Origin of the sequence: Nonomuraea sp. NPDC050643 (assembly GCF_040654715.1) — a bacterium.
Taxonomy (GTDB): domain Bacteria; phylum Actinomycetota; class Actinomycetes; order Streptosporangiales; family Streptosporangiaceae; genus Nonomuraea.
The window spans coordinates 1-17958 of record NZ_JBFAIM010000106.1 but is presented as its reverse complement, the minus strand read 5'-3'; the positions used below and the strand labels follow the sequence as shown (position 1 = coordinate 17958).

The window sequence follows — 17958 nt, the reverse complement described above, 5'->3', positions numbered from 1 at the left end:
CCAGGCGAGCACACCGGCCACAACGATCCCACCAGGCCATGCTATTCCCGCGGCGCCCGGCGTTCCGACCACGCCGCGGCTGAACCCGGGCGGCCCGGCAGCCGTACCCCCGATCAGATGTCCAACTGGACGGGCGGGCGATGGCACACGGCATGACGCATGGTGAGACGGCGATCCGGCCAGGTGGTGACCCGCCGTTGGTCGGCGGCCATCGCGTCATCCGGCGGCTCGGTGCGGGCGGGATGGGCGTGGTGTACCTGGCCGAGACCCGGGCGCACACCCTGGTGGCGATCAAGGTGGTCCACCAGCACCTCGCCGCCGACCCGGCGTTCCGACGGCGGTTCCGGCGCGAGGTCATGACCATGGGGAAGGTCGCCCGCTTCTCCACGGCCGCCGTGATCGAGGCCGACTTCGACGGCGACCTCGCGTACGTCGTGACGGAGTACGTGCCTGGGCCGACGCTCTTCAGCGCGATCAGCCGGCGGCGCCCGATGGCGGGTTCGGAGCTCGAAGGGCTCGCCATGAGCACCGCGGTCGCGCTGCGGGCGATCCACGCGGCCGGCGTCGTCCACCGGGACCTCAAGCCGTCGAACGTGCTGCTGTCGCCCGTCGGGCCCAAGGTCATCGACTTCGGCCTGGCGTACACGGCCGACTCGACCACCCTGTCCGTCACCGGGATGGGCACGCCGGCGTACATGGCTCCCGAGCAGGTGCGCGGGACGACGTCCCCCGCCTCCGACGTGTTCGCGTGGGGCGGCGTGATGGTGTTCGCGGCGCGCGGCCGGCCGCCGTTCGGTTCGGGGGCCGGGCATGACGTGCTGTACCGGGTGGTCCACGAGGAGCCGGTGCTGCCCGAGTTCGACGGCGTGCTCGGCGGGTTGGTGCGGCGGGCGCTCAGCAAGGATCCGGCGGCCCGCCCGACGGCCGCGGAGCTGGTGGACGCGCTCGGGGCCGGGGCCGCCGCCACCACGGTACGGCTCCCCGCCCCACCGGCGCGGCGCCGCTATGGGAAACGGATCTGGGGCGGCGTCGCGCTGGCCCTGCTGACCGCGGGCGCGATCGCCGTCACCCCGACGATCGCGTACGCTCCGCCGCGACCCCCCGCCGAGACACGGCAGCCACTTCCCGGCACGAACCCCCTGCTGGCCGACGGCGTGCGCTTCTACACCCAGCCGGACACCGAGGCGGCGCGGCAGGCGCGGACCTGGGCCGCGCAGGGCAGGACCTCCGACGCCGCACTCATGACCGCCCTGTCCCGCGTCCCCCAGGCCATGTGGCTGGCCGACGGCTCACCCGCGGACGTCACCCGCACGGTACGCGAGGCGGTCACCCAGGCACACCGGCAGTCGGCCGTCCCGGTGTTCGTCACCAACACCATCCCGGGCCGCGACTGCTGGAACGGCGGCGCCCCCGACACCGGCGCCTACCGCACGTGGATCAACGCCGTCGCCGAGGGCATCGGCGACCGCCCCGCCGTCGTCGCCCTCGAACCCAACTCCCTGGCCCGCATGCCCGGCAGCCCGGAATGCCCGCGAGGCGGGGAGGCCGCCGTCCAGCGTTACGCCGACCTGTCCTACGCCGTCGACACCCTCACCGGCCTGGCCCGCACCGCCGTCTACCTCGACGGCGGCGTGCCGGGCTGGCCCGCGTTCACGCAGATGGCCGAACGGCTGGTCAACGCGAACGCCGCCCGCGCCGACGGCTTCTACGTCAACGCGGCCGGCTACCGCCCGACCGGGCAGTCCCTGACGTACGCCTCCAAGCTGGCCAGGTGCGTCCACCTGAAGGCCGCCTCGTGCGGCGAGTCGGAGCTCGCCGCGATCCCGGACGACGCCCCCGGCCTGCCCCACTTCGTCATCGACACCAGCCGCAACGGCACGGGCGAATGGCGGCCGCCGCCCGGTCGCTTCCCCGCTCCGGACGAATGGTGCAACCCGCCCGGCAGGGGAGCGGGCGCCCGCCCGACCACCGGCACGGGGACGCCGCCCGCCGACGCGTTCCTGTGGCTCAACAGCCCCGGCTACTCCAACGGCCGCTGCACCCGCGGCACCTCCGGACCGGCGGACCCGGCGTACGGCACCGTCACCCCCGCCGCCGGTCAGTGGTGGCCCGACCAGGCCCTCGAACGAGCCCGCAACGCCGTCCCGCCACTGGCCCCGGCAGGCGGCTGACCGCCGACTAGACTCGCAGGGTGTTCGATTCGCCCGACTTCGACCTGGCGTCCTATGCCGGCTTCGACACCCCGGCGTACGTGCGGCACACCTACAACAGCTGGGACGACGCCGGTTGGCGCGCACTGCTCGTCCAGCGCTTCGAGCACGCGCCCGAGGTCGAGAACCTGCCGCTCCCCGCCGTGGCCGACCTGCATCTCGTGCTCTGCGTGGCCGGGAGCGCGGACATGCGGCTGCACACCGGCGGGAGACCCGTGCGGCGCCGCTGGGTTCCCGGGCACCTGGAACTCATGGTCCCCGGCCGCGCCGCCTCGGCCAGCTACCGGGCGGAGGCCGGGTTGAGCACCGTTCAGGTGCACATTCCCGCGCCGGCCGTCCGGCGGGCCACCGGAGCGCTGGGCGGCCGTGAGCCCGACTTCGAGGCGTTGTCCGCTGCCCTGGCGGCGGGAGATCCGGTGGTCGAGCAGGTCCTCCGCGCGCTGCCGGGCACCGCCGGCGCCGGCGACCTGTACGCGGAGTCCGCCGCCGCGTTCCTCGCGACGCACCTGCTGACCCACGGCGGGAACGAGCGCCTGCCCGGTCCCGAGCACGCCGCCGTCCGGGCGGGCGTCGCCATCATGCGGGAGCGCCTGGCGGAGCCGCTGACGCTGGACAGCATCGCCGCCGAGGCCCACCTGAGCGTCTACCACTTCGTCCGCGTCTTCCGGGAGGCCACCGGCCAGACCCCCTACCGCTACCTCACCCGGCTGCGGATCGAGCGGGCACGGCGGCTCCTGTCCACCGGCTCCCTCAGCGTCGAGCAGATCGCCCGGCGGTGCGGGTACGCCAGTCCAGGCGCGTTGTCGTCGGCCTTCCTGCGCGAGACGGGTGTCCGGCCCTCGGCGTACCGCAAGAACTGATCGATCCGCGGCAAGCGCGCGCATGTCCCCGGACGGCGGTGGCGCCTACGTTGGGGCGCATGCCGTACTCCTATGGTGTGACCGCACGCTCGCAGGCCGCTCCCGACGCCGTCTTCGCGGCGCTCACCCGTGCCTCCACCTGGCCGTCGTGGTCGCCGATCGACGCCGCCGACGTCGAGGACGGCGACCCCGGGGGCCGGCAGCGGGTCGGCGACACCCGGATCTTCCGCACGGGCCGCAACGTCGCCCGGGAGCGGATCGTCGAGCTGGTCACCGACCGGCGGTTCGTCTACGACAACCTGGGCGGGCCCTTCCGGTCCTACCGCGGGACGGTCGAGCTCACCCCGCTCCCCGAAGGCGGCACCGACATCTCCTGGTCCGCCATCTTCGACCCGAAGTTGCCGCTCTCGGGTGGTTTCTGGCGGTGGTACCTGACCCGGTTCATGCAAGGCATGGCCGACGGTCTCGCCGCCTACGCGAACGGCGGGACGGCGGACGCCTGACCGGTGTGGATCACGGCTCGGCGGTGGCCACGACCAGGTTCTCCAGCCAGGCGATGATCAGCTCCGTCGCCTCCTCGGGAGTGGGCATCGCCGGGCCGATCGTGTTCTCCTTGCGCCACAGCTCGAAAATGGGGCGCTCCGGCGGCTCGACGACGGTGTGGCCGTCCTGCCGCAAGGTCTGCACGTGACGCTGGGTGACGGGCTTGGTCCACATCACCTTGTTCATGTTGGGGAAGAACATCGCCGGCCGCTCGCCGGCCAGCAGCGCCGTCTGAGCGGGCGACCCGGCGAGCCCCAGCGCCGCCGAGGCGATCATGTTCCCGGTGGCGGGCAGCACCACGATGGCCAGCGAGCGCCGGGCGAACTCGGTCGGGTTGAGGTCCAGGTTGCCGCTGGCGTACACCTCGTCGGCATGCCAGTTGATGGCATGGGGCTGGATGAACCGCTGCGCCGTATGGGTCAGCAGCACGCGGATGGGCAGATCGATCTCCTGCCGCATCCATGTCAAGTAGGCGGGCATCGCCAGCGCCCCGCTTGACCCGCAAACAATCACCGAAAGCGCGTCGTCTCGCATGCGGCGAGTCTGCCGCCCCATCGACCAGGGGCATATGGGGGCGTGGTACCCATCTTTTTCCTCGGCTCCGTGCGAAGAATGGGTGCTTCGCCCCCATGACGCCCCCCGGCTCGGACTGGCAGGTTCGACGTGCGGCCGGCCAGAGAGATCGGCCGGCACACCTACCCGAGGAGGAGGTGAACAGCAATGAAGAAGATCACCGTTCGCAAGACCGGCTCCATCAAGCTGACCAGCTCCGCAGCGCTCTACTGCGGCGACTGCTGCTGACGTAGAAGCTGACACCGTCCCGGCGTCGTACGGCGCCGGGACATCCAGCCCGTCCGGTCCACCGCGTTCGGAGGTTCCCATGCCCACCACCCGCCTGGAGTTCCATCCGCTGACCTACGTGGAGGAACGCGACGGCGTCACCGTGGGGCGCGTCGACGGCACGTCGTACGCGCAGCTCCCCGCCGACGGGGTGGCGCTGCTGAAACGGCTGGCCGACGGCATGTCCCCGTCCGAGGCCGCCGCCTGGTACAGCGTGTCGTTCGGGGAGGCCGTCGACATAGACGATTTCGTCGACGCCATGCGCGACCTGGGCTTCGTGCGCACCGACGGCGAGGACGTGGCCCAGGCGCCCGCGGTCCGGTTTCAGGCGCTCGGCCGGGCGGCGTTCTCCGCGCCTGCGTGGGCGGCGTACTCGCTGCTCCTGGTGGCCGCCGCCGTCGCCATGGCCGTACGGCCCGAACTGCGGCCGCATGCCGCGAACGTCTTCTTCCTGCCCTCGTTGATCGCGGTGCAGTTCGCGCTGGCCCTGTGCCAGTCCCCGGCGATCCTCTGGCACGAGTGGTTCCACTGGCTGGCGGCGCGCCGGCTCGGGCTGTCCTCGCGCCTGCGCATCGGCCGCCGCTACTACTACCTGGTCGTCGAGACCGAGCTGGACGCGCTGCTCGGCGTCCCGCCACGGCGGCGATACCTGCCGATGCTGTCGGGCCTGTTCGCCGACCTGTTCCTGTTCGCGGGGCTGGTGCTGGTGGCCGCCGCCGCGCTCCCGGCGTGGCCGGGCGGGCTGGCGCTGGCGATCGCCTACACCGTGCTGCTGCGCATGGCGTGGCAGTTCTACATCTTCCTGCGCACGGATCTCTACTACGTCCTCACCACGGCGCTGGGCTGCACGAACCTGCACGAGGTGAGCCGGGCCTACCTGAGGCACCGCTTCCGCCGCCTGCCCTGGGTCCGCCCGTCCGACTGGGCCACGGACCAATGGACCCCACGGGATCGGCGGATGGCCCCGACGTTCGCCCTGATCATGGTCGGCGGTGTGCTCGCGATGATCGCCACCGTCGTGCTGTGGACCGGCCCGCTGATCGTGGAGTTCCTCACCCGCGTCATCACCGCCATGTCCCACGGCACATCCGGCGGGCGGGGTTTCTGGGACTCCGTCGGCTCGCTGCTTTTCGTCGCCATCGAACTTGTCGTCCTGCCGCTGCTCGCCGGACGGGCCGGCCGGCGCCGCGCGGCGGCGTCCACCCCGGCGTGACCGAGATCGACGGGGCCAGGTTGAAAGGAACATCGCCATGACCACACATCTGTGGTGGGTGGGCGTCTGCCCCATCGATACCGAACCGGACCACGTGATCGACTGCCACCGAGGGCTGCGCGGCCCCTACACCGGGCTGGGCAGCCTGTTACGGCTCGTCGTGCCCGAGGCGTACGAGCGCTGGCCCGAGCTGGTGAGCGAGCACGCCATCGAGATCCTGTCGGCCGCGCCGGAGCTGAGGACCACGATCGGCGCCGCGCCGGAGACCCTGACGTCCCTGGCGATCCCGGAGGAGCGCACCCGGATCTATCCCGCGAACCGCACCCGCAGGCTCGCCCACGGAGCGGTGGAGTTCCTCCTCGAATACGCCGTCAGGACGGATGCCGGGCCGCTGCGCGTCGCCTTCCGCCGGTTCGAGGACGCCGAGCCCACCGACCAGGAGTTCATCGCGATTCTGCTGCGCCGCGTGCCCGCCGGACGTATCCAGGCCAGGGTCGAGACGCTCGACGACGACCTGCCCGGTGAGCTGCGCGCCGCGCTGGACCGCTACGCGACCCGGGTCGACCTGCCCGTCCCGGCGCCGGGACGGCCGGACCGGCGCGAACGCTCCGAGCTGCTCCAGGCCTACATCGACTCCGACGGCACGTCGCGCGATCCCGCGGAGGCGGCGGCGTATCGGGAGGCCGACCCCGGCGTGCGGGCCGCCCTGCACGACGAACGGGCCGCCCTGCTGCGCGAGCGCGGCGAATGGAGCCTGCACCTCGGCGCCATCCCCTACCACGCGGAGCGGGGCGGCGATCCGCAGGGCGCCGGGGTCAGGGCGCTGTTCGAGGCCGCCCGGCACTGCGGCGGCTTCGGCTTCTATCACTCGGTCATCACCTTCGGCACCCGGGGGCGCGACCTGGTCGACCCCGTGACCCGGATGGACGACTTCTGGAAGCTCGGCACCCGGGCCAGCTCCGCGCTGGGCGTCCTCGGGCGTTCGGCCGAGGCCGAACCGACCTATGTGGACCTGCGTGCCCGCTACTCCCACCCGGAGCTGCACCTGTCCACCGGTTACGCGCTGGCCATGCTCTACGCGCGGGTGCACCCGCCGGAGCTGATCAACTACCAGACCGCGCGGGCCTACATCAACAACTCGAAGGCCATCGCGACGATGCTGCCCGACCCCGAGGAACGGGCGTTCCACTCGGTGTTCCAGGACAACGGGCTCGCCCTGATCGAGATGCGCCTCGGCCGCCTGGAGGAGGCGTTCCGGCTGGTCGACGAGGGGCTGGCGTGTCTGGACCGGGAACTGCCCGAGGGCAAGCACCGCCTGCACCGCTCGGTGCTGGTGCACAACCGGGGCAAGGTCCATGTCGGGCTCGGCCGCCCCGCGGCGGGGCTCGCGGACTTCGACCACGTCATCGAGCTGGACCCGAACTATCCCGACTACTACTTCGACCGGGCCGACGCCAAGCGGCGCATGGGCGACCTGAAGGGCGCGATCGCCGACTGCGACGCGGCGATCAGCCTGTCGCCGCCGTTCTACGAGCTGTACTACAACCGCGCCGACATGAAGGCGGAATCCGGCGATGTGGACGGGGCCATCGCGGACTTCGCCTACGTGGTCGAGCTCGAACCCGACCAGATCGACGCCCGGGTCAACGTGGTCAGCCTGCTCCTGGAGACCGGCAGAGCCGGCGAGGCCTGGCCCTCGGTGGACGAGGGCCTCCGGCTCGACCCGGACGACACCCGGCTCCTGCACCTGCGCAGCCAGTTGTGGCTGGACGCGGGGAACGTGGCCGAGACCCGGCGTGACCTGGACCGGGCACTGGCACTGGACCCCCGCCTCGTGGCGGCGCTGGTCAGCCGGGCGACGCTGGCGCACGACCGCGGTGACTTCGACGCGGCGATCGCCGACCTCACCACCGCGCTCGAGGAGGACAAGGACAACCCGAGCCTGCTCTACAACCGCGGGTTCGTGTTCGAGGCGAGCGGGAACTGGGCCGCCGCCGTCGACGACTACACCGAGGCGCTGTCCGTGGCCGGCGACGACGATCGCGAAGAGCTGCTCAGCAGGCGCGCACGCTGCCAGGACAGGCTGCGATGACCACCTCCGCGACGGCACCCGCCCAGCAGGGCGCGGTCGACGGCGCCACGCTGCGCGGCTTCATGCGGCGGTGGGCCACGGGCGTGGCGGTGGTGACCGGCAGCCGCGACGGCCGGCCCGCCGGCTGCACGGTCAACGCCTTCACCTCGGTGTCGCTGAACCCGCCCCTGCTGCTCGTCTCGCTGGCGACCACGAGCCACACGCTGGCCTCGATCATCGAGAACGGGGTGTTCGGCGTCAACCTGCTCGCGTGGCCGCAGCGGCACCTGGTGGCGCAGTTCGCCGCGCCGGCGGAGGACCGGTTCGCGGGCGTGGACTTCCGGCTCGTGGCGGGAGCGCCGGTGATCGAGGGAGCCATGGCGGCGGCCGTCTGCGCGGTGACGCAGACGATCGCCGCCGCCGACCACGTTCTGGTCCTGGGCGCACCGCAGTGGTGCGACGCGGGCGAAGGCGAGGATCCCGCCCTGTTCTTCGGCGGCGCCTTCGTCCGTCTCGGCTTCTAGGGTTCGCCCTGCCGTACCTGCGCGGCGTAGGCGCTCAGCGCCGCGCGGCGGGGCCGCTCGGTCTTGCGCATGAGGCTCGCCACGTGCTTCTCCACGGTGCGTGGCGAGATGAACAGCACGCCGGCGATGCTGCGGTTGTCCAGCCGGTCCGCGAGCAGCCGCAGGACGTCGTATTCGCGCTCGGTCACCCCCATCTGGCGCAACCGCCCGGGGACGCCGGCCACACTGCGCTGATGGGGCACCACCACCCCGGTCGCCCGAAGCATCGACCGGCAGGTCCTGGCCACGGCGGGGACGGCCGCGTCACGGAAGTAGGTCTCGGCCGTCCGCAGCCACGTCGCCGGCTCACCCCACCGGTCGGCGTGGGCGGCCTCGGACACCAGCCGCAGCCCCAGGTTCCGCGCCATCGGGTACGCGTGCGCCACCTCCCCGGCCTCCTCCACCGCGGCCATCGCCTCCTTGCCCCGCCCCCGCCGCCCCAGCAGGACCGCCCGGGCGAGCAGCGTGAACTGGTTGTCCCACCGCCATCGGCTCGCCGGGTCCCTGGGGACGTCGGGACGGGACGGCCGGCCGTCGCGGGCGAGCACCCGCAGGAGCAGCGCCAGCCCGTGCTGCCCGGCCAGCGGCAGCGACACCGGCTGCTCGTTCCGCCGTGCCGCCGCCTCGGCCAGCTCGCGCAGCGCCCGGTCGCGGTTCTCCTCCAGCAGCGAGCACACCGCGTCGGCGAGCCCGATCACCAGCGGCGTACGGGAGCCGTCGAGCGGGAGCTGCCGCGACGTGGGCCGCACACTCTGATGCGCGGCCGCCACGGCCCGGACCGCCTGCAACTCCCGGACGGCGTCGGTCAGCCCGAGCCGCCGCGCGGTGGCCAGGTGGCTGTCGGCGAGCCGGTCGCCCCCGGCGTAGTCGCCACGAAGGACGTGGTCCAGCGCGCATCGAGCGATCACGAGGTGATGGACGGCGTCCGCGCCCATCCGGCGGGCACGTGCCTCCGCCCGCCGCAGCGCCTGAACATCGCCGGTGGTCAGCCATTCCTCCTCACCCAGCAGGTACGTCGCGTACAGCCGCCACAGGGGCAGCCGGTTCTGGGCGGCGAGCGTGTGCGCGCGGCCGAAGCAGTCGGCCGGGTCACCCGTGTCCCAGCTTCGGGCCAGCAGCCCTCGGGCCAGCCACGCCTGACAGACGCAGGTGGGACAGCCGGCGGACTCGGCGCGGTCCGCGACCTGCTCCGCCCGCGTCGGGAGGTGCGTCGTCAGCAGCGCCTCGATCGCGTCCACCGGCGCGCTCTCCCGGCCGGTCACCTCCGTGCCCAGCAACGTCCTGGCCTCACGGACCTGGTCGATCGCCACGGCGTACCGTCCGCCGACATGCGCCAGCCACGCCAGCCGGGCATGCAAGGTCGCCATCGTCGCCGCGTCCGTACCCGCGTCCAGCAGCCCTTCCATGGCCTCACCGGCCTGGAGCCCGCGCTCGACCCGGCCGCTGGCGGCGAGGGCGAGCAGCAGATCCGCCAGCACCCTCGCGCGCAGGTCGGCGTCGGCCGTGTCGTCGAGCAGCGCCCACGCGCGTTCCAGGAGGTCGGCCGCCACATCGGCCGAACCCGCCGTCATGGCCCGGGCGCCGGCCTGCGTCAACTGCTGTGCCGCCTGCGCCGGGTCGCCGGCCGAGACCATCATCTCGGCGGTGAACCGGCACCATTCGCCCGGCAGGCCCGGGTACAGCTCCCGGACGGCGCTGGCCGCCCGCGCGGCCACGAGGGCCCGATCCGCCGGAATCTGCTGGGCGCGCAGGGCGGCGACGGTCATCGGGTTGCGAAACACGTACCAGTCGTCGTCCTGCGGATCCGCGACGATCAGTCCGTTGGTCAGGGCCGCGCGCAGGTGCGCGCGCACCCCGTGCTCGCTCACCCGCAGCACGCGTTGCAGCACGGACAGGGGGAAGCGCTCACCGATGGCGGCGGCGGTCAGCAGCAGACGTTGCCCGGCGGGGCCGAACCGGGCGGCGCGCTGGGCGAGCCTGCGGCCGACGGCGTCCGGGATCTCCACCGGAATCCGGCCGTCGAACCGGCACCCTCGGTCGTCGGCGACCAGCCTTCCGGTGCCGACCTCCCCGCGCAGGAGCTCCCGGGCGAGCAACGGATTGCCGCAACTGTCCCGCCACAGCCGTTCCACGGCCTCGTCCGGCACGTCGGCCGGATCGACCTTCAGATGGGACGCGACGAGCAGCCGCACCTCTCGCGGCTCGAACCCGGCCAGCGGCAGCAGGGTGGCGCTGTGCCGCTGGGCCAGCAGGTGGGCCAGGTCGCAGGACGGCCCCGGCTCGTGACAGACGGTGGCGAGCAGCGCCATGGCCTGGCCGCCGAGGTTGTCCGCCAGATACTCCACCACCGCCAAGGTGAGCGGGTCGGCGTCATGAAGATCCTCGAGCACCAGCAGGCACGCCCTGCCCGTGTCGGCGACCAGCCGCAGGATCTGCTCCCCGAGGACCACCGGCGACTGCGCCGACCATTCCAGGAGCTCCCGGCGGGGCCCTTGGCCCGCGTGATCGGGCGCGGCGCGCGGAAAGCCGGCCAGCGCCTCGGCCAGGGGGCGGAGCGCCACCCAGGGGCCGATCCGGCTGGCCCTGCCCCGCAAGGTCAGCATGTCCATCGAGCGACCCGACCGCGCCGCCTCCAACGCCAGCCAGGACTTCCCGATGCCGTCCTCGCCCAGGAGGAAGATCGTCTGACCGTGCCCGTCGAGGGCCGCCTTCAGGGCGTCACGCAGGATGCCACGCTCCCGCTCCCGACCCACGATTCGCGGATGGTCGATCTTGCCTGGCATGCTACCTCCGGCACCGGCCAGTCGAATGTGTCATGGGTGGTGTGGTCCTGCGAGTGATTCGCCGCCGCAGGCGGTCCGTACTGCCGCATGACCGGCCGGGCTTCCCCCGGGCCGGCGGTCGCGCACTCGGGTGCCGTGGAACCACACACACCCTGGGGGCGTTCCACGGCGTTCCATGTGATGACACATCTCAGGAATCCGGCACCACCGGACGAGACCGGCGAGCACGATCAGTGCTCGGCGCCGCCGGCCTCGACCGCCGGGAGCCGCGCGCGGTCGGAGAGTTGTTCGCGCAGCCGGGACAGGCGGGCGATCTCCGCGTCGAGGGCGGCGAGCCGCCGCTCCACCACGCCGCTCGACGTCGTGCAGCCGGGGCCGCCGCGTGGCGGCAGCCTGTCGCCGTCCAGGAGGTGCAGGCGGTCAGCGCAACTGCGGACGTCCTCGATGGTCAGCCCCAGCGAGAGCAGTTCGCGGATGATGCGCACCCGGGCCACCTCCCGCGGCCCGTACTCGCGCTGCCCGGTAGCCGTGCGCGGCGGCGGGGTCAGCAGCCCGCGCTGTTCGTAGAACCGCAGCGCCCGGGGTGTGGTGCCCGCCGCTGCCGCCGCGTCGCCGATGCGCATCAGCCCTCCAGTAGACCCCTACGGTTCGACGATGACGGTCCCGAAGTACCGTCCCTCGATCATCTCCTGCAACGCCCGCGGCGCGTCGGCCTTCTCCGGTGAGCCGGTGCTGCCGATCACCCGGCCGGCGCCGAGAAGCCGGGCGATCTGCCCCGCCAGCGACCCGACCCCGCCGGCCGCGCCCGAGACGAACACCGTGTCGCCCGGCCCGACCTCGGCGTCCCTGGTCAGCGCCGCGTGAGCGAACCCGCCCGGGGCCAGGTGCGCGGCGGCACGGGCGCGTTCTTCACACCCCCGCCGATCAGCGTGCGAAGCGCGGCGAAGACATGGAAGAAACGATTGCGGACCAGCACCTGGCCATCGCCCGGCGCCGGCAGCGGCGCCGGCAGCGGGACCTCGGCGAGCACGAAATGCTCGGGCCCGGGCAGCCCGTCGGGCACGGCGGCGAGCCGGACCTCACGTGAGACTCGTGGAAAGGACAGCATGTTTCACTCCTCGGCTGTACGGCCACAAAGGCGTCGCGACCCTAACCCCTGACCCGCGCGTCAAGGGCAACCCCGTGATCGAGGCGCTTGACCTGGAGTCCACTCCACGTGGCAGCGTCTTCCCCGGAGCCATTTCCGCGAAGTCAGGGAGAGCACGAGATGAGTGATTCGTTCCGGATCCTGGGGCGTAGCGGCCTGCGGGTGAGTGCGATCGGGTTCGGGGCATGGGCGATCGGGGGACCCTTCATGGCCCGTGGCAAGCCGGCCGGATGGGGGCAGGTGGACGACGAGGAGTCGGTGGCGGCCGTGCACCGGGCGCTCGACCTGGGGGTCACCTTCTTCGACACGGCTGACGTGTACGGCACCGGCCACAGCGAGCGGGTGCTCGCGAGGGCGCTGTCCGGTCGGTGGGACGAGGTCGTGATCGCGACCAAGTTCGGCAACACCTTCGACGCGGCGACACGGACCCTCACCGGCCAGGACATCTCGCCCGGCTACATCCGGCAGGCCTGCCGGGCGTCGCTGGAGCGGCTGGGCACCGATCACATCGACCTCTACCAGTTGCACATCGGGGACGCGCCCCAGGAGCGGGTGGACGAGATGATCGCCACGCTGGAGGAGCTCGTCGACGAGGGCCTGATCCGGGCCTACGGCTGGAGCACCGACGACCCCGAGCGGGCGGCCGCGTTCGCGAAGGGGCCGCACTGCGCCGCCGTGCAGCACAACCTCAACGTCCTGCACGACACCCCGGCGATGCTGGCGGTGTGCGACACCCACGAGCTCGCCTCCGTCAACCGGGGGCCGCTGGCGATGGGGCTGCTCACCGGCAAGTACGGCCCGGACTCACGGCTGCCGATGGACGACGTGCGCGGCGATTCCCCGCCGTGGATGACCTTCTTCAAGGACGGCCGGCCCGCCCCGGAGTTCCTCGCCAAGCTGGACGGGATCCGCGACATCCTGACCTCCGGCGGCCGTACGCTCGCCCAGGGCGCCCTCGGCTGGCTGCTGGCCCGCAGCGGGCGTACGGTGCCTATCCCCGGCATCAGGACCGTCGGCCAGGCCGAGCAGAACGCCGGCGCGCTGCGGCACGGGCCGCTGACCCAGGCGCAGGTGGAGCAGATCGGTGAGCTGCTGCGGTCACCCGCCGGCTGAGGCGAGGGTTCCGTGCGGCGGCCCGTCCGCCGGGCCGTAGCCGGCGTGACGGGCCCCGGAGACGTGGGCCCAGTAGCGGTCTCCGTAGGACCAGTGCCACCACTCGGTGGGATAGTTCACGAAGCCGGCGGCCGTCATCGCCGTGACCAGGATCCGGCGGTTCCGCCTGGCCTCGGCGGAGATGCCCGGCGCGTCGGTGTGGCAGGCCTCGTCGCTCTCCGGCGGGGTGGCGTTGACCGAGGTGCCCATCGGGATCTCCGCCCCCTCCGCCGTGCACAGGGTCAGGTCCACGGCGCCGCCGGAGGTGTGGGGGGCCACCTCGGGCGGGGAGACGTACCGGCTGGCCTCGATCCGCGCCCGTTCGCCGTCCCACTCCGGGTGCGCGGCCGACAGGCGGGCGACGCAGGAGGCGAAATACCGCTCCTGCAGGGTGGCGGGGCGGTAGCCCTCGACCACCAGCAGGCGCAGCCCGCGGGGGAGCTGGGTCTGCGCGGCGACCAAGCGGTCGGCGACGCTCAGCCGGACGTGCGCGAACGCGCCGGCGTCGTCGGCCAGGCGTGCGTCTACCCGTACGGCCTCCAGAGGACGCAGGTCGACCAGCGGTTCGCCGCACTCCCGCACCAGCACCGCGGCGATCCTCGTGTCGGAAAGAAGCACTATCTCAGTCATGGGGCCTTCGTGGGTACCAGGGACGTCTCCGCGTGAGACGCCGGCTCCATCGTGGTCCACGAGGCTCCAAAAACACTGAAATCGCCTTACAGCCGTCGCTTCACGGCGCGAGGGACTCGCCGTACTCACGGGCGTCGTGCAGCCGGAAGATCTCCTGGGCCTCCGATCGCAGGGAGCCGGCGAGCGCGTCCTCCCCGAGCGCCTGGTGCACCAGGGCGAGGTCGCGCAGCGTACGCCCGCGGAACAGGTCGATGCGCAGCGTCTCCCACAGCGCCAGCGACTCCTCCAGGCGCTCTTTGGCCTGGTAGAGCCGGCCCTCGGCCAGGTGGAGCTCGCCCAGCGTACGCAGGGTGCAGGCCTCGCCCCAGCGGTCGCGGATCGTGCGGGAGACGTCGAGCGACTCCTTCAGCAGCCGGCGGGCCTCGTCGTGCCGGCCGAGCCGGGTCAGGGTCTTGCCCAGGGAGCGCCGGCAGTAGGCGACCATGAACCGGTCACCCAGGTCGAGGAAGCTCGCCAGCGCGCGTTCGGCCAGCTCCAGTGAGGTGTCCAGCTCCCCGCGCGCCCGGTGGTACAGCGACAGGTTGCGCAGGACGAGACCCTCGCCGCGACGGTTGCCGGCCTCCTGGTAGAGCGACAGCGCGGTGGCGAGCGCGGCCTGCGCGGCGGGGTAGTCGCCGCGCTCCAGGTACACGGTGCCCGCCAGCCGCTTGACGTGGGCGAGGGCCTGCGGGTCGGCGAGACCGGCCAGCGACTGCTCCGCCCCGCCCAGGAAGTGCAGCGCCTCGGGCAGGTAGCCCTGCTCGCGGCAGGCCGCGCCGAGCGCCGCCAGGACGGTGGCCTCGCCGCGGGCGTCCTTGGCGGTGCGGAACAGCGACAGCGCCTGGCCGAGGTACTCGCGGGACTCGGCGAACAGGTCACGCTCGTAGGAGAGCTGGCCCAGCCCGGCCAGCAGCTTGGCCTCGCCGAGCGCGTTGTCCATCCGCCGCGCCACCGCCAGGGCGGCCCGGTGGGTGCGGTTCCAGGTCGTGAACGGGTTGTCGAAGACGTACTGGCTGCCCTCGAACGCCACCGACGACAGCGCGGCGGCCAGCTCGACCGCGATCTCGTCCAGATCCATCGTGGCCGCCAGCTCGACCGCGACGACCAGCGCCTCCTCCTCCCGCCGGATCCAGGCGGGCGGGTCGGCGAGCACCGCCCGCGCCATCTCCTCCGCCAGCGGGTAGGCCAGCCCGCCGGCGGCGCGCCTCGGGATCACCCCCGTCGGCCGTTCGGCGTCGAGCTGCTGCACCAGCCACAGCCAGCCGCCCAGCACCCTGGTGACGGCGGCCGTGCGGGCCGGCTCCGGCTCCTCCGCCACCGCGCGTTCCGCGGCGAACAGCCGGATCAGGTCGTGCAGCCGGTAGCGGATCTGTCCCGTCGCGTCCGTCTCCGCCATGTCCACCAGGGACGCGTCCACGAGCTGCTCCAGCACCTGCTCCGCCTCGTCCAGGCCGGTCTCGGTGGCCGCGGCGGCGATCCAGACGCCGAAGTGCGGCAGCCCGAGGAGGCCGAGCCGGCGCAGCGCGGTCCTGGCCGGCTCGGGCAGCAGCCGGTAGCTCAGGCCGATGCTCGCGCGCACCTCCTGGTCGCCGACGGCCAGCTCGTCCAGCCTGCGGTGCTCGTCGGCCAGCCGGTCGGCCAGCCGCGCCACCGTCCACTGGCGGCGCGAGGCCAGCCGCGCGCCCGCCACCCGCAGCGCGAGGGGCAGACCGCCGCACTGGCCCACGACGCGCCAGGCCGCGTCGGGGTCGGCGATGATCCGCTCCGCGCCGGTGATGCGGGCCAGCAGGTCGAACGCCGCCTGCGCGGGCAGCAGGCCGAGATCCAGGAACGCCGCGCCCGCCAGCCCGGCGAGCCGGTTGCGTGAGGTGACGATGACCCCGCAGCCGTGGGCGCCCGGTAACAGCGGCCGTACCTGGCTCTCGGAGGACGCGTCCTCCAGCACCACCAGCTTGCGCCGGCCGGCCAGCAACGTGCGATAACGCCCGGCCCGCTCCTCCAGCGTGCCCGGCAGCGGCGTGCCGGGCGGCTCCAGCTCGCGCAGCAACCGCCCCAGGACCTCCTCCGGGGTGGCGGGCGTCTCGCTCGTGCCGCGCAGTTCGATGTGGAGCTGCCCGTCCGGATAGGTGCCCGCGACCTGGTGGGCCGCCTGTAGGGCCAGCGCCGACTTGCCCGCGCCGCCCTGCCCGGAGATGACGCAGAGCGGCATGGTGTCCGGTTTCGTCAGGTGCTCGCACAAGGCCGCCAGCTCCTCGGCACGACCGGTGAAATCCGGTACGGGCGGCGGAAGCTGCCGGGGCAGGCGCGCGGCCGGCCTGGCGGCGTGCAGCAGAGCCGGGTCGGAGCGCAGGATCGCGGCCTGCACCCGGCGTAACTCCGGCCCCGGCTCGATGCCCAGCTCGTCGAGCAGGACCCGCCGCCCGTGCTGGTAGACGGCCAGCGCGTCGGCCTGCCGGCCCGCCCGGTACAGCGCCATCATCAGGTCGCGGCGTAGCCGCTCACGCCCGGGGTGCAGCGCGACGAGCTCGCCCAACTCCTCGATGAGCTGTTCGTCCTGACCGGCGGCCAGATCGGCGGCGACCCGCTCCTCGATGACCGCCAGCCGCAGCTCCTCCAGCCTGTCGGCCTCGGTACGCAGGAAGGAGTCGCCGATCCCGCCCAGCGCGGCCCCGCGCCAGAGCGCCAGCGCCGCCCGGAACAGCTCCCCGGCCTTGAGATGGGCGCCCTCCTTGGCCGCCCCTCGCGCTTCGGCGACATGCCGCTCGAAGACGAGTTTGTCGAGGGACTGCGGCGGTACCTCGGCGAGGTAGCCCACGCGATGGGACACGATCACCGGCGGCAGCCCCGCGCCGGTGAAGGCCCGGCGGAGCGAGGCCACGTACGTGTGCAGGATCTGCCGTGCCGTGGACGGCGGGTCCTCGTCCCACATCGCCCCGATCAGCCGCTCCCGGGGGACCACCCGCCCCGCGTCCAGCAGCAGCGCGGCGAGCAGCGCCCGCGGCTTGGCGCCCCCGAGCGGCACCTGGCCGTCCTCGCTCCAAACCTCCACCGGGCCGAGCAGGCGAAACTCCATCGGTTCTCCCCAGGCTTCGCGTTTCAACGCCTTCGAAGGCTTTTTACAGCCACCCCCACCATGCTTGCCCACCAAGCGAACCCGGAGGAGAACGAGATGAACAGATCATTTTGCGGACTGATCGCGGGCGGCGCGGCCCTGACCCTTCCGGCGGCTCTCATGCTGGCGACGGCCACCGGTCCGGCCGCGGCCGTCGAACGCAACCGCATCGTCGCCGTCGCCCAGGCCGAGATGGCCGACGGTGACCGCAACGTCGAGCGGCCCGCCGGCAGCAACTGCAACTACTACACCGGTGTCTTCCGCACCTGGAAGCCGTCGAGCGGCTGCGGATCCGCCGACGGCGTCCAGTTCCGCGACAGCGACTGGTGCGCCGACTTCGTCAAGTACGTGTGGCGCGGCGCGGGCGTACCGTACGCCGACGTCGCCGAGACCTCCGGCGGCGTACTGACCGGCTGGGCCTCCTCCTTCCGCGACTACGGCACGCGGCACGGCACCTGGCACACCCGGGCCGGCGGCTACACCCCTCAGCCCGGCGACGCCGTGGTCTTCGACTGGGACCAGAGCGGCGACATCGACCACGTCGGCATCGTCACCTCGGCCAACGGCAGCACGGTCTACACGATCGAGGGCAACAGCGGTAACCGCACCAAGGCGAACAGCTACACCCGCGGCGACGTGGACATCGTCGGCTACAGCTCTCCCGTCGGGGCCGTCACCGGTCCTGCCGAGGCGGAGGACACGACGGGTGAGGCGGTGGACTTCGACGGTGACGGCAAGCCCGATCTGCTGGGGACGACGGCGGATGGCACGTTACGGGTGTATCGCGGTACCGGC

General features: G+C 73.0%; 14 protein-coding genes and 1 pseudogene. 8 read left to right on the top strand and 7 right to left on the bottom strand.

The window, feature by feature from the left end; genetic code table 11:
• Nucleotides 1–152 precede the first annotated feature (152 nt).
• From AB0I15_RS63120 to AB0I15_RS63110, 3 genes are read left to right on the top strand one after another with little or no spacing between them, the layout of a single operon-like run.
• A complete protein-coding gene (locus tag AB0I15_RS63120; RefSeq protein ID WP_358119303.1) occupies nucleotides 153–2171 on the top strand; it encodes a glycoside hydrolase family 6 protein in 2019 nt (672 codons plus the stop codon).
• Nucleotides 2172–2191: 20 nt separating this feature from the next.
• The gene (locus AB0I15_RS63115) at nucleotides 2192–3070 is read left to right on the top strand and encodes a helix-turn-helix transcriptional regulator (RefSeq protein ID WP_358119300.1); all 879 of its coding nucleotides are present in this window, start codon (nucleotides 2192–2194) and stop codon (nucleotides 3068–3070) included.
• Between the two features lie 59 nt (nucleotides 3071–3129).
• On the top strand, nucleotides 3130–3573 hold the full coding sequence (locus AB0I15_RS63110; RefSeq protein WP_358119297.1) for an SRPBCC family protein: 444 nt from the start codon (nucleotides 3130–3132) through the stop codon (nucleotides 3571–3573).
• A 10-nt stretch (nucleotides 3574–3583) separates the two neighbouring features.
• On the opposite strand, the gene AB0I15_RS63105 is transcribed toward AB0I15_RS63110, so the two are convergent.
• Nucleotides 3584–4147, bottom strand: coding sequence for a flavoprotein (locus AB0I15_RS63105; protein ID WP_358119295.1), 564 nt, complete (start codon nucleotides 4145–4147; stop codon nucleotides 3584–3586).
• A gap of 346 nt (nucleotides 4148–4493) precedes the next feature.
• Here AB0I15_RS63105 and AB0I15_RS63100 point away from each other — a divergent pair, with 346 nt between their 5' ends.
• The 3 genes from AB0I15_RS63100 to AB0I15_RS63090 are packed head-to-tail and all read left to right on the top strand — an operon-like array spanning nucleotide 4494 to nucleotide 8261.
• A complete protein-coding gene (locus AB0I15_RS63100; RefSeq protein ID WP_358119292.1) occupies nucleotides 4494–5666 on the top strand; it encodes a hypothetical protein in 1173 nt (390 codons plus the stop codon).
• Between the two features lie 37 nt (nucleotides 5667–5703).
• A complete protein-coding gene (locus tag AB0I15_RS63095; RefSeq protein ID WP_358119290.1) occupies nucleotides 5704–7758 on the top strand; it encodes a tetratricopeptide repeat protein in 2055 nt (684 codons plus the stop codon).
• On the top strand, nucleotides 7755–8261 hold the full coding sequence (locus AB0I15_RS63090) for a flavin reductase family protein (protein ID WP_358119287.1): 507 nt from the start codon (nucleotides 7755–7757) through the stop codon (nucleotides 8259–8261). Before AB0I15_RS63095 ends, AB0I15_RS63090 begins: the two co-directional genes overlap by 4 nt.
• On the opposite strand, the gene AB0I15_RS63085 is transcribed toward AB0I15_RS63090, so the two are convergent.
• The 4 genes and pseudogenes from AB0I15_RS63085 to AB0I15_RS63070 form a co-directional block, all read right to left on the bottom strand.
• Nucleotides 8258–11083, bottom strand: coding sequence for an AAA family ATPase (locus tag AB0I15_RS63085; protein WP_358119285.1), 2826 nt, complete (start codon nucleotides 11081–11083; stop codon nucleotides 8258–8260). The genes AB0I15_RS63090 and AB0I15_RS63085 overlap by 4 nt on opposite strands.
• Before the next feature lie 230 nt (nucleotides 11084–11313).
• Nucleotides 11314–11706, bottom strand: coding sequence for a MerR family transcriptional regulator (locus AB0I15_RS63080; RefSeq protein ID WP_358119282.1), 393 nt, complete (start codon nucleotides 11704–11706; stop codon nucleotides 11314–11316).
• A gap of 90 nt (nucleotides 11707–11796) precedes the next feature.
• Nucleotides 11797–11949, bottom strand: a pseudogene (locus AB0I15_RS63075) (NADP-dependent oxidoreductase); the annotation flags it as partial.
• Nucleotides 11934–12191 (bottom strand): hypothetical protein, encoded by a 258-nt coding sequence (locus tag AB0I15_RS63070; protein ID WP_358119279.1) that lies wholly within the window; start codon nucleotides 12189–12191, stop codon nucleotides 11934–11936. The gene AB0I15_RS63070 and the pseudogene AB0I15_RS63075, both read right to left, overlap by 16 nt.
• A gap of 159 nt (nucleotides 12192–12350) precedes the next feature.
• Between AB0I15_RS63070 and AB0I15_RS63065 the strand changes: the two genes are divergently transcribed.
• On the top strand, nucleotides 12351–13343 hold the full coding sequence (locus AB0I15_RS63065) for an aldo/keto reductase (RefSeq protein WP_358119276.1): 993 nt from the start codon (nucleotides 12351–12353) through the stop codon (nucleotides 13341–13343).
• Here the strand turns inward: AB0I15_RS63065 and AB0I15_RS63060 are convergent.
• Nucleotides 13329–14012: a M15 family metallopeptidase gene (locus tag AB0I15_RS63060; RefSeq protein WP_358119274.1), complete on the bottom strand. Its 684-nt coding sequence runs from the start codon at nucleotides 14010–14012 to the stop codon at nucleotides 13329–13331. The genes AB0I15_RS63065 and AB0I15_RS63060 overlap by 15 nt on opposite strands.
• A gap of 100 nt (nucleotides 14013–14112) precedes the next feature.
• Entirely contained in the window at nucleotides 14113–17124 is a 3012-nt protein-coding gene (locus AB0I15_RS63055; protein WP_358119271.1) for a BTAD domain-containing putative transcriptional regulator, read from the bottom strand.
• A 96-nt stretch (nucleotides 17125–17220) separates the two neighbouring features.
• Here AB0I15_RS63055 and AB0I15_RS63050 point away from each other — a divergent pair.
• Nucleotides 17221–17958, top strand: a 738-nt coding sequence (locus tag AB0I15_RS63050) for a CHAP domain-containing protein (RefSeq protein ID WP_358119268.1), incomplete at its 3' end; no start/stop codon positions are given.

Coding starts and splice junctions, on each gene's coding strand:
- AB0I15_RS63080 (WP_358119282.1), bottom strand. CDS start 11,706: ATGCGCATCGGCGACGCGGCGGCAGCGGCGGGCACCACACCCCGGGCG.
- AB0I15_RS63055 (WP_358119271.1), bottom strand. CDS start 17,124: ATGGAGTTTCGCCTGCTCGGCCCGGTGGAGGTTTGGAGCGAGGACGGC.
- AB0I15_RS63090 (WP_358119287.1), top strand. CDS start 7,755: ATGACCACCTCCGCGACGGCACCCGCCCAGCAGGGCGCGGTCGACGGC.
- AB0I15_RS63060 (WP_358119274.1), bottom strand. CDS start 14,012: ATGACTGAGATAGTGCTTCTTTCCGACACGAGGATCGCCGCGGTGCTG.
- AB0I15_RS63065 (WP_358119276.1), top strand. CDS start 12,351: ATGAGTGATTCGTTCCGGATCCTGGGGCGTAGCGGCCTGCGGGTGAGT.
- AB0I15_RS63095 (WP_358119290.1), top strand. CDS start 5,704: ATGACCACACATCTGTGGTGGGTGGGCGTCTGCCCCATCGATACCGAA.
- AB0I15_RS63110 (WP_358119297.1), top strand. CDS start 3,130: ATGCCGTACTCCTATGGTGTGACCGCACGCTCGCAGGCCGCTCCCGAC.
- AB0I15_RS63105 (WP_358119295.1), bottom strand. CDS start 4,147: ATGCGAGACGACGCGCTTTCGGTGATTGTTTGCGGGTCAAGCGGGGCG.
- AB0I15_RS63070 (WP_358119279.1), bottom strand. CDS start 12,191: ATGCTGTCCTTTCCACGAGTCTCACGTGAGGTCCGGCTCGCCGCCGTG.
- AB0I15_RS63100 (WP_358119292.1), top strand. CDS start 4,494: ATGCCCACCACCCGCCTGGAGTTCCATCCGCTGACCTACGTGGAGGAA.
- AB0I15_RS63085 (WP_358119285.1), bottom strand. CDS start 11,083: ATGCCAGGCAAGATCGACCATCCGCGAATCGTGGGTCGGGAGCGGGAG.
- AB0I15_RS63120 (WP_358119303.1), top strand. CDS start 153: ATGACGCATGGTGAGACGGCGATCCGGCCAGGTGGTGACCCGCCGTTG.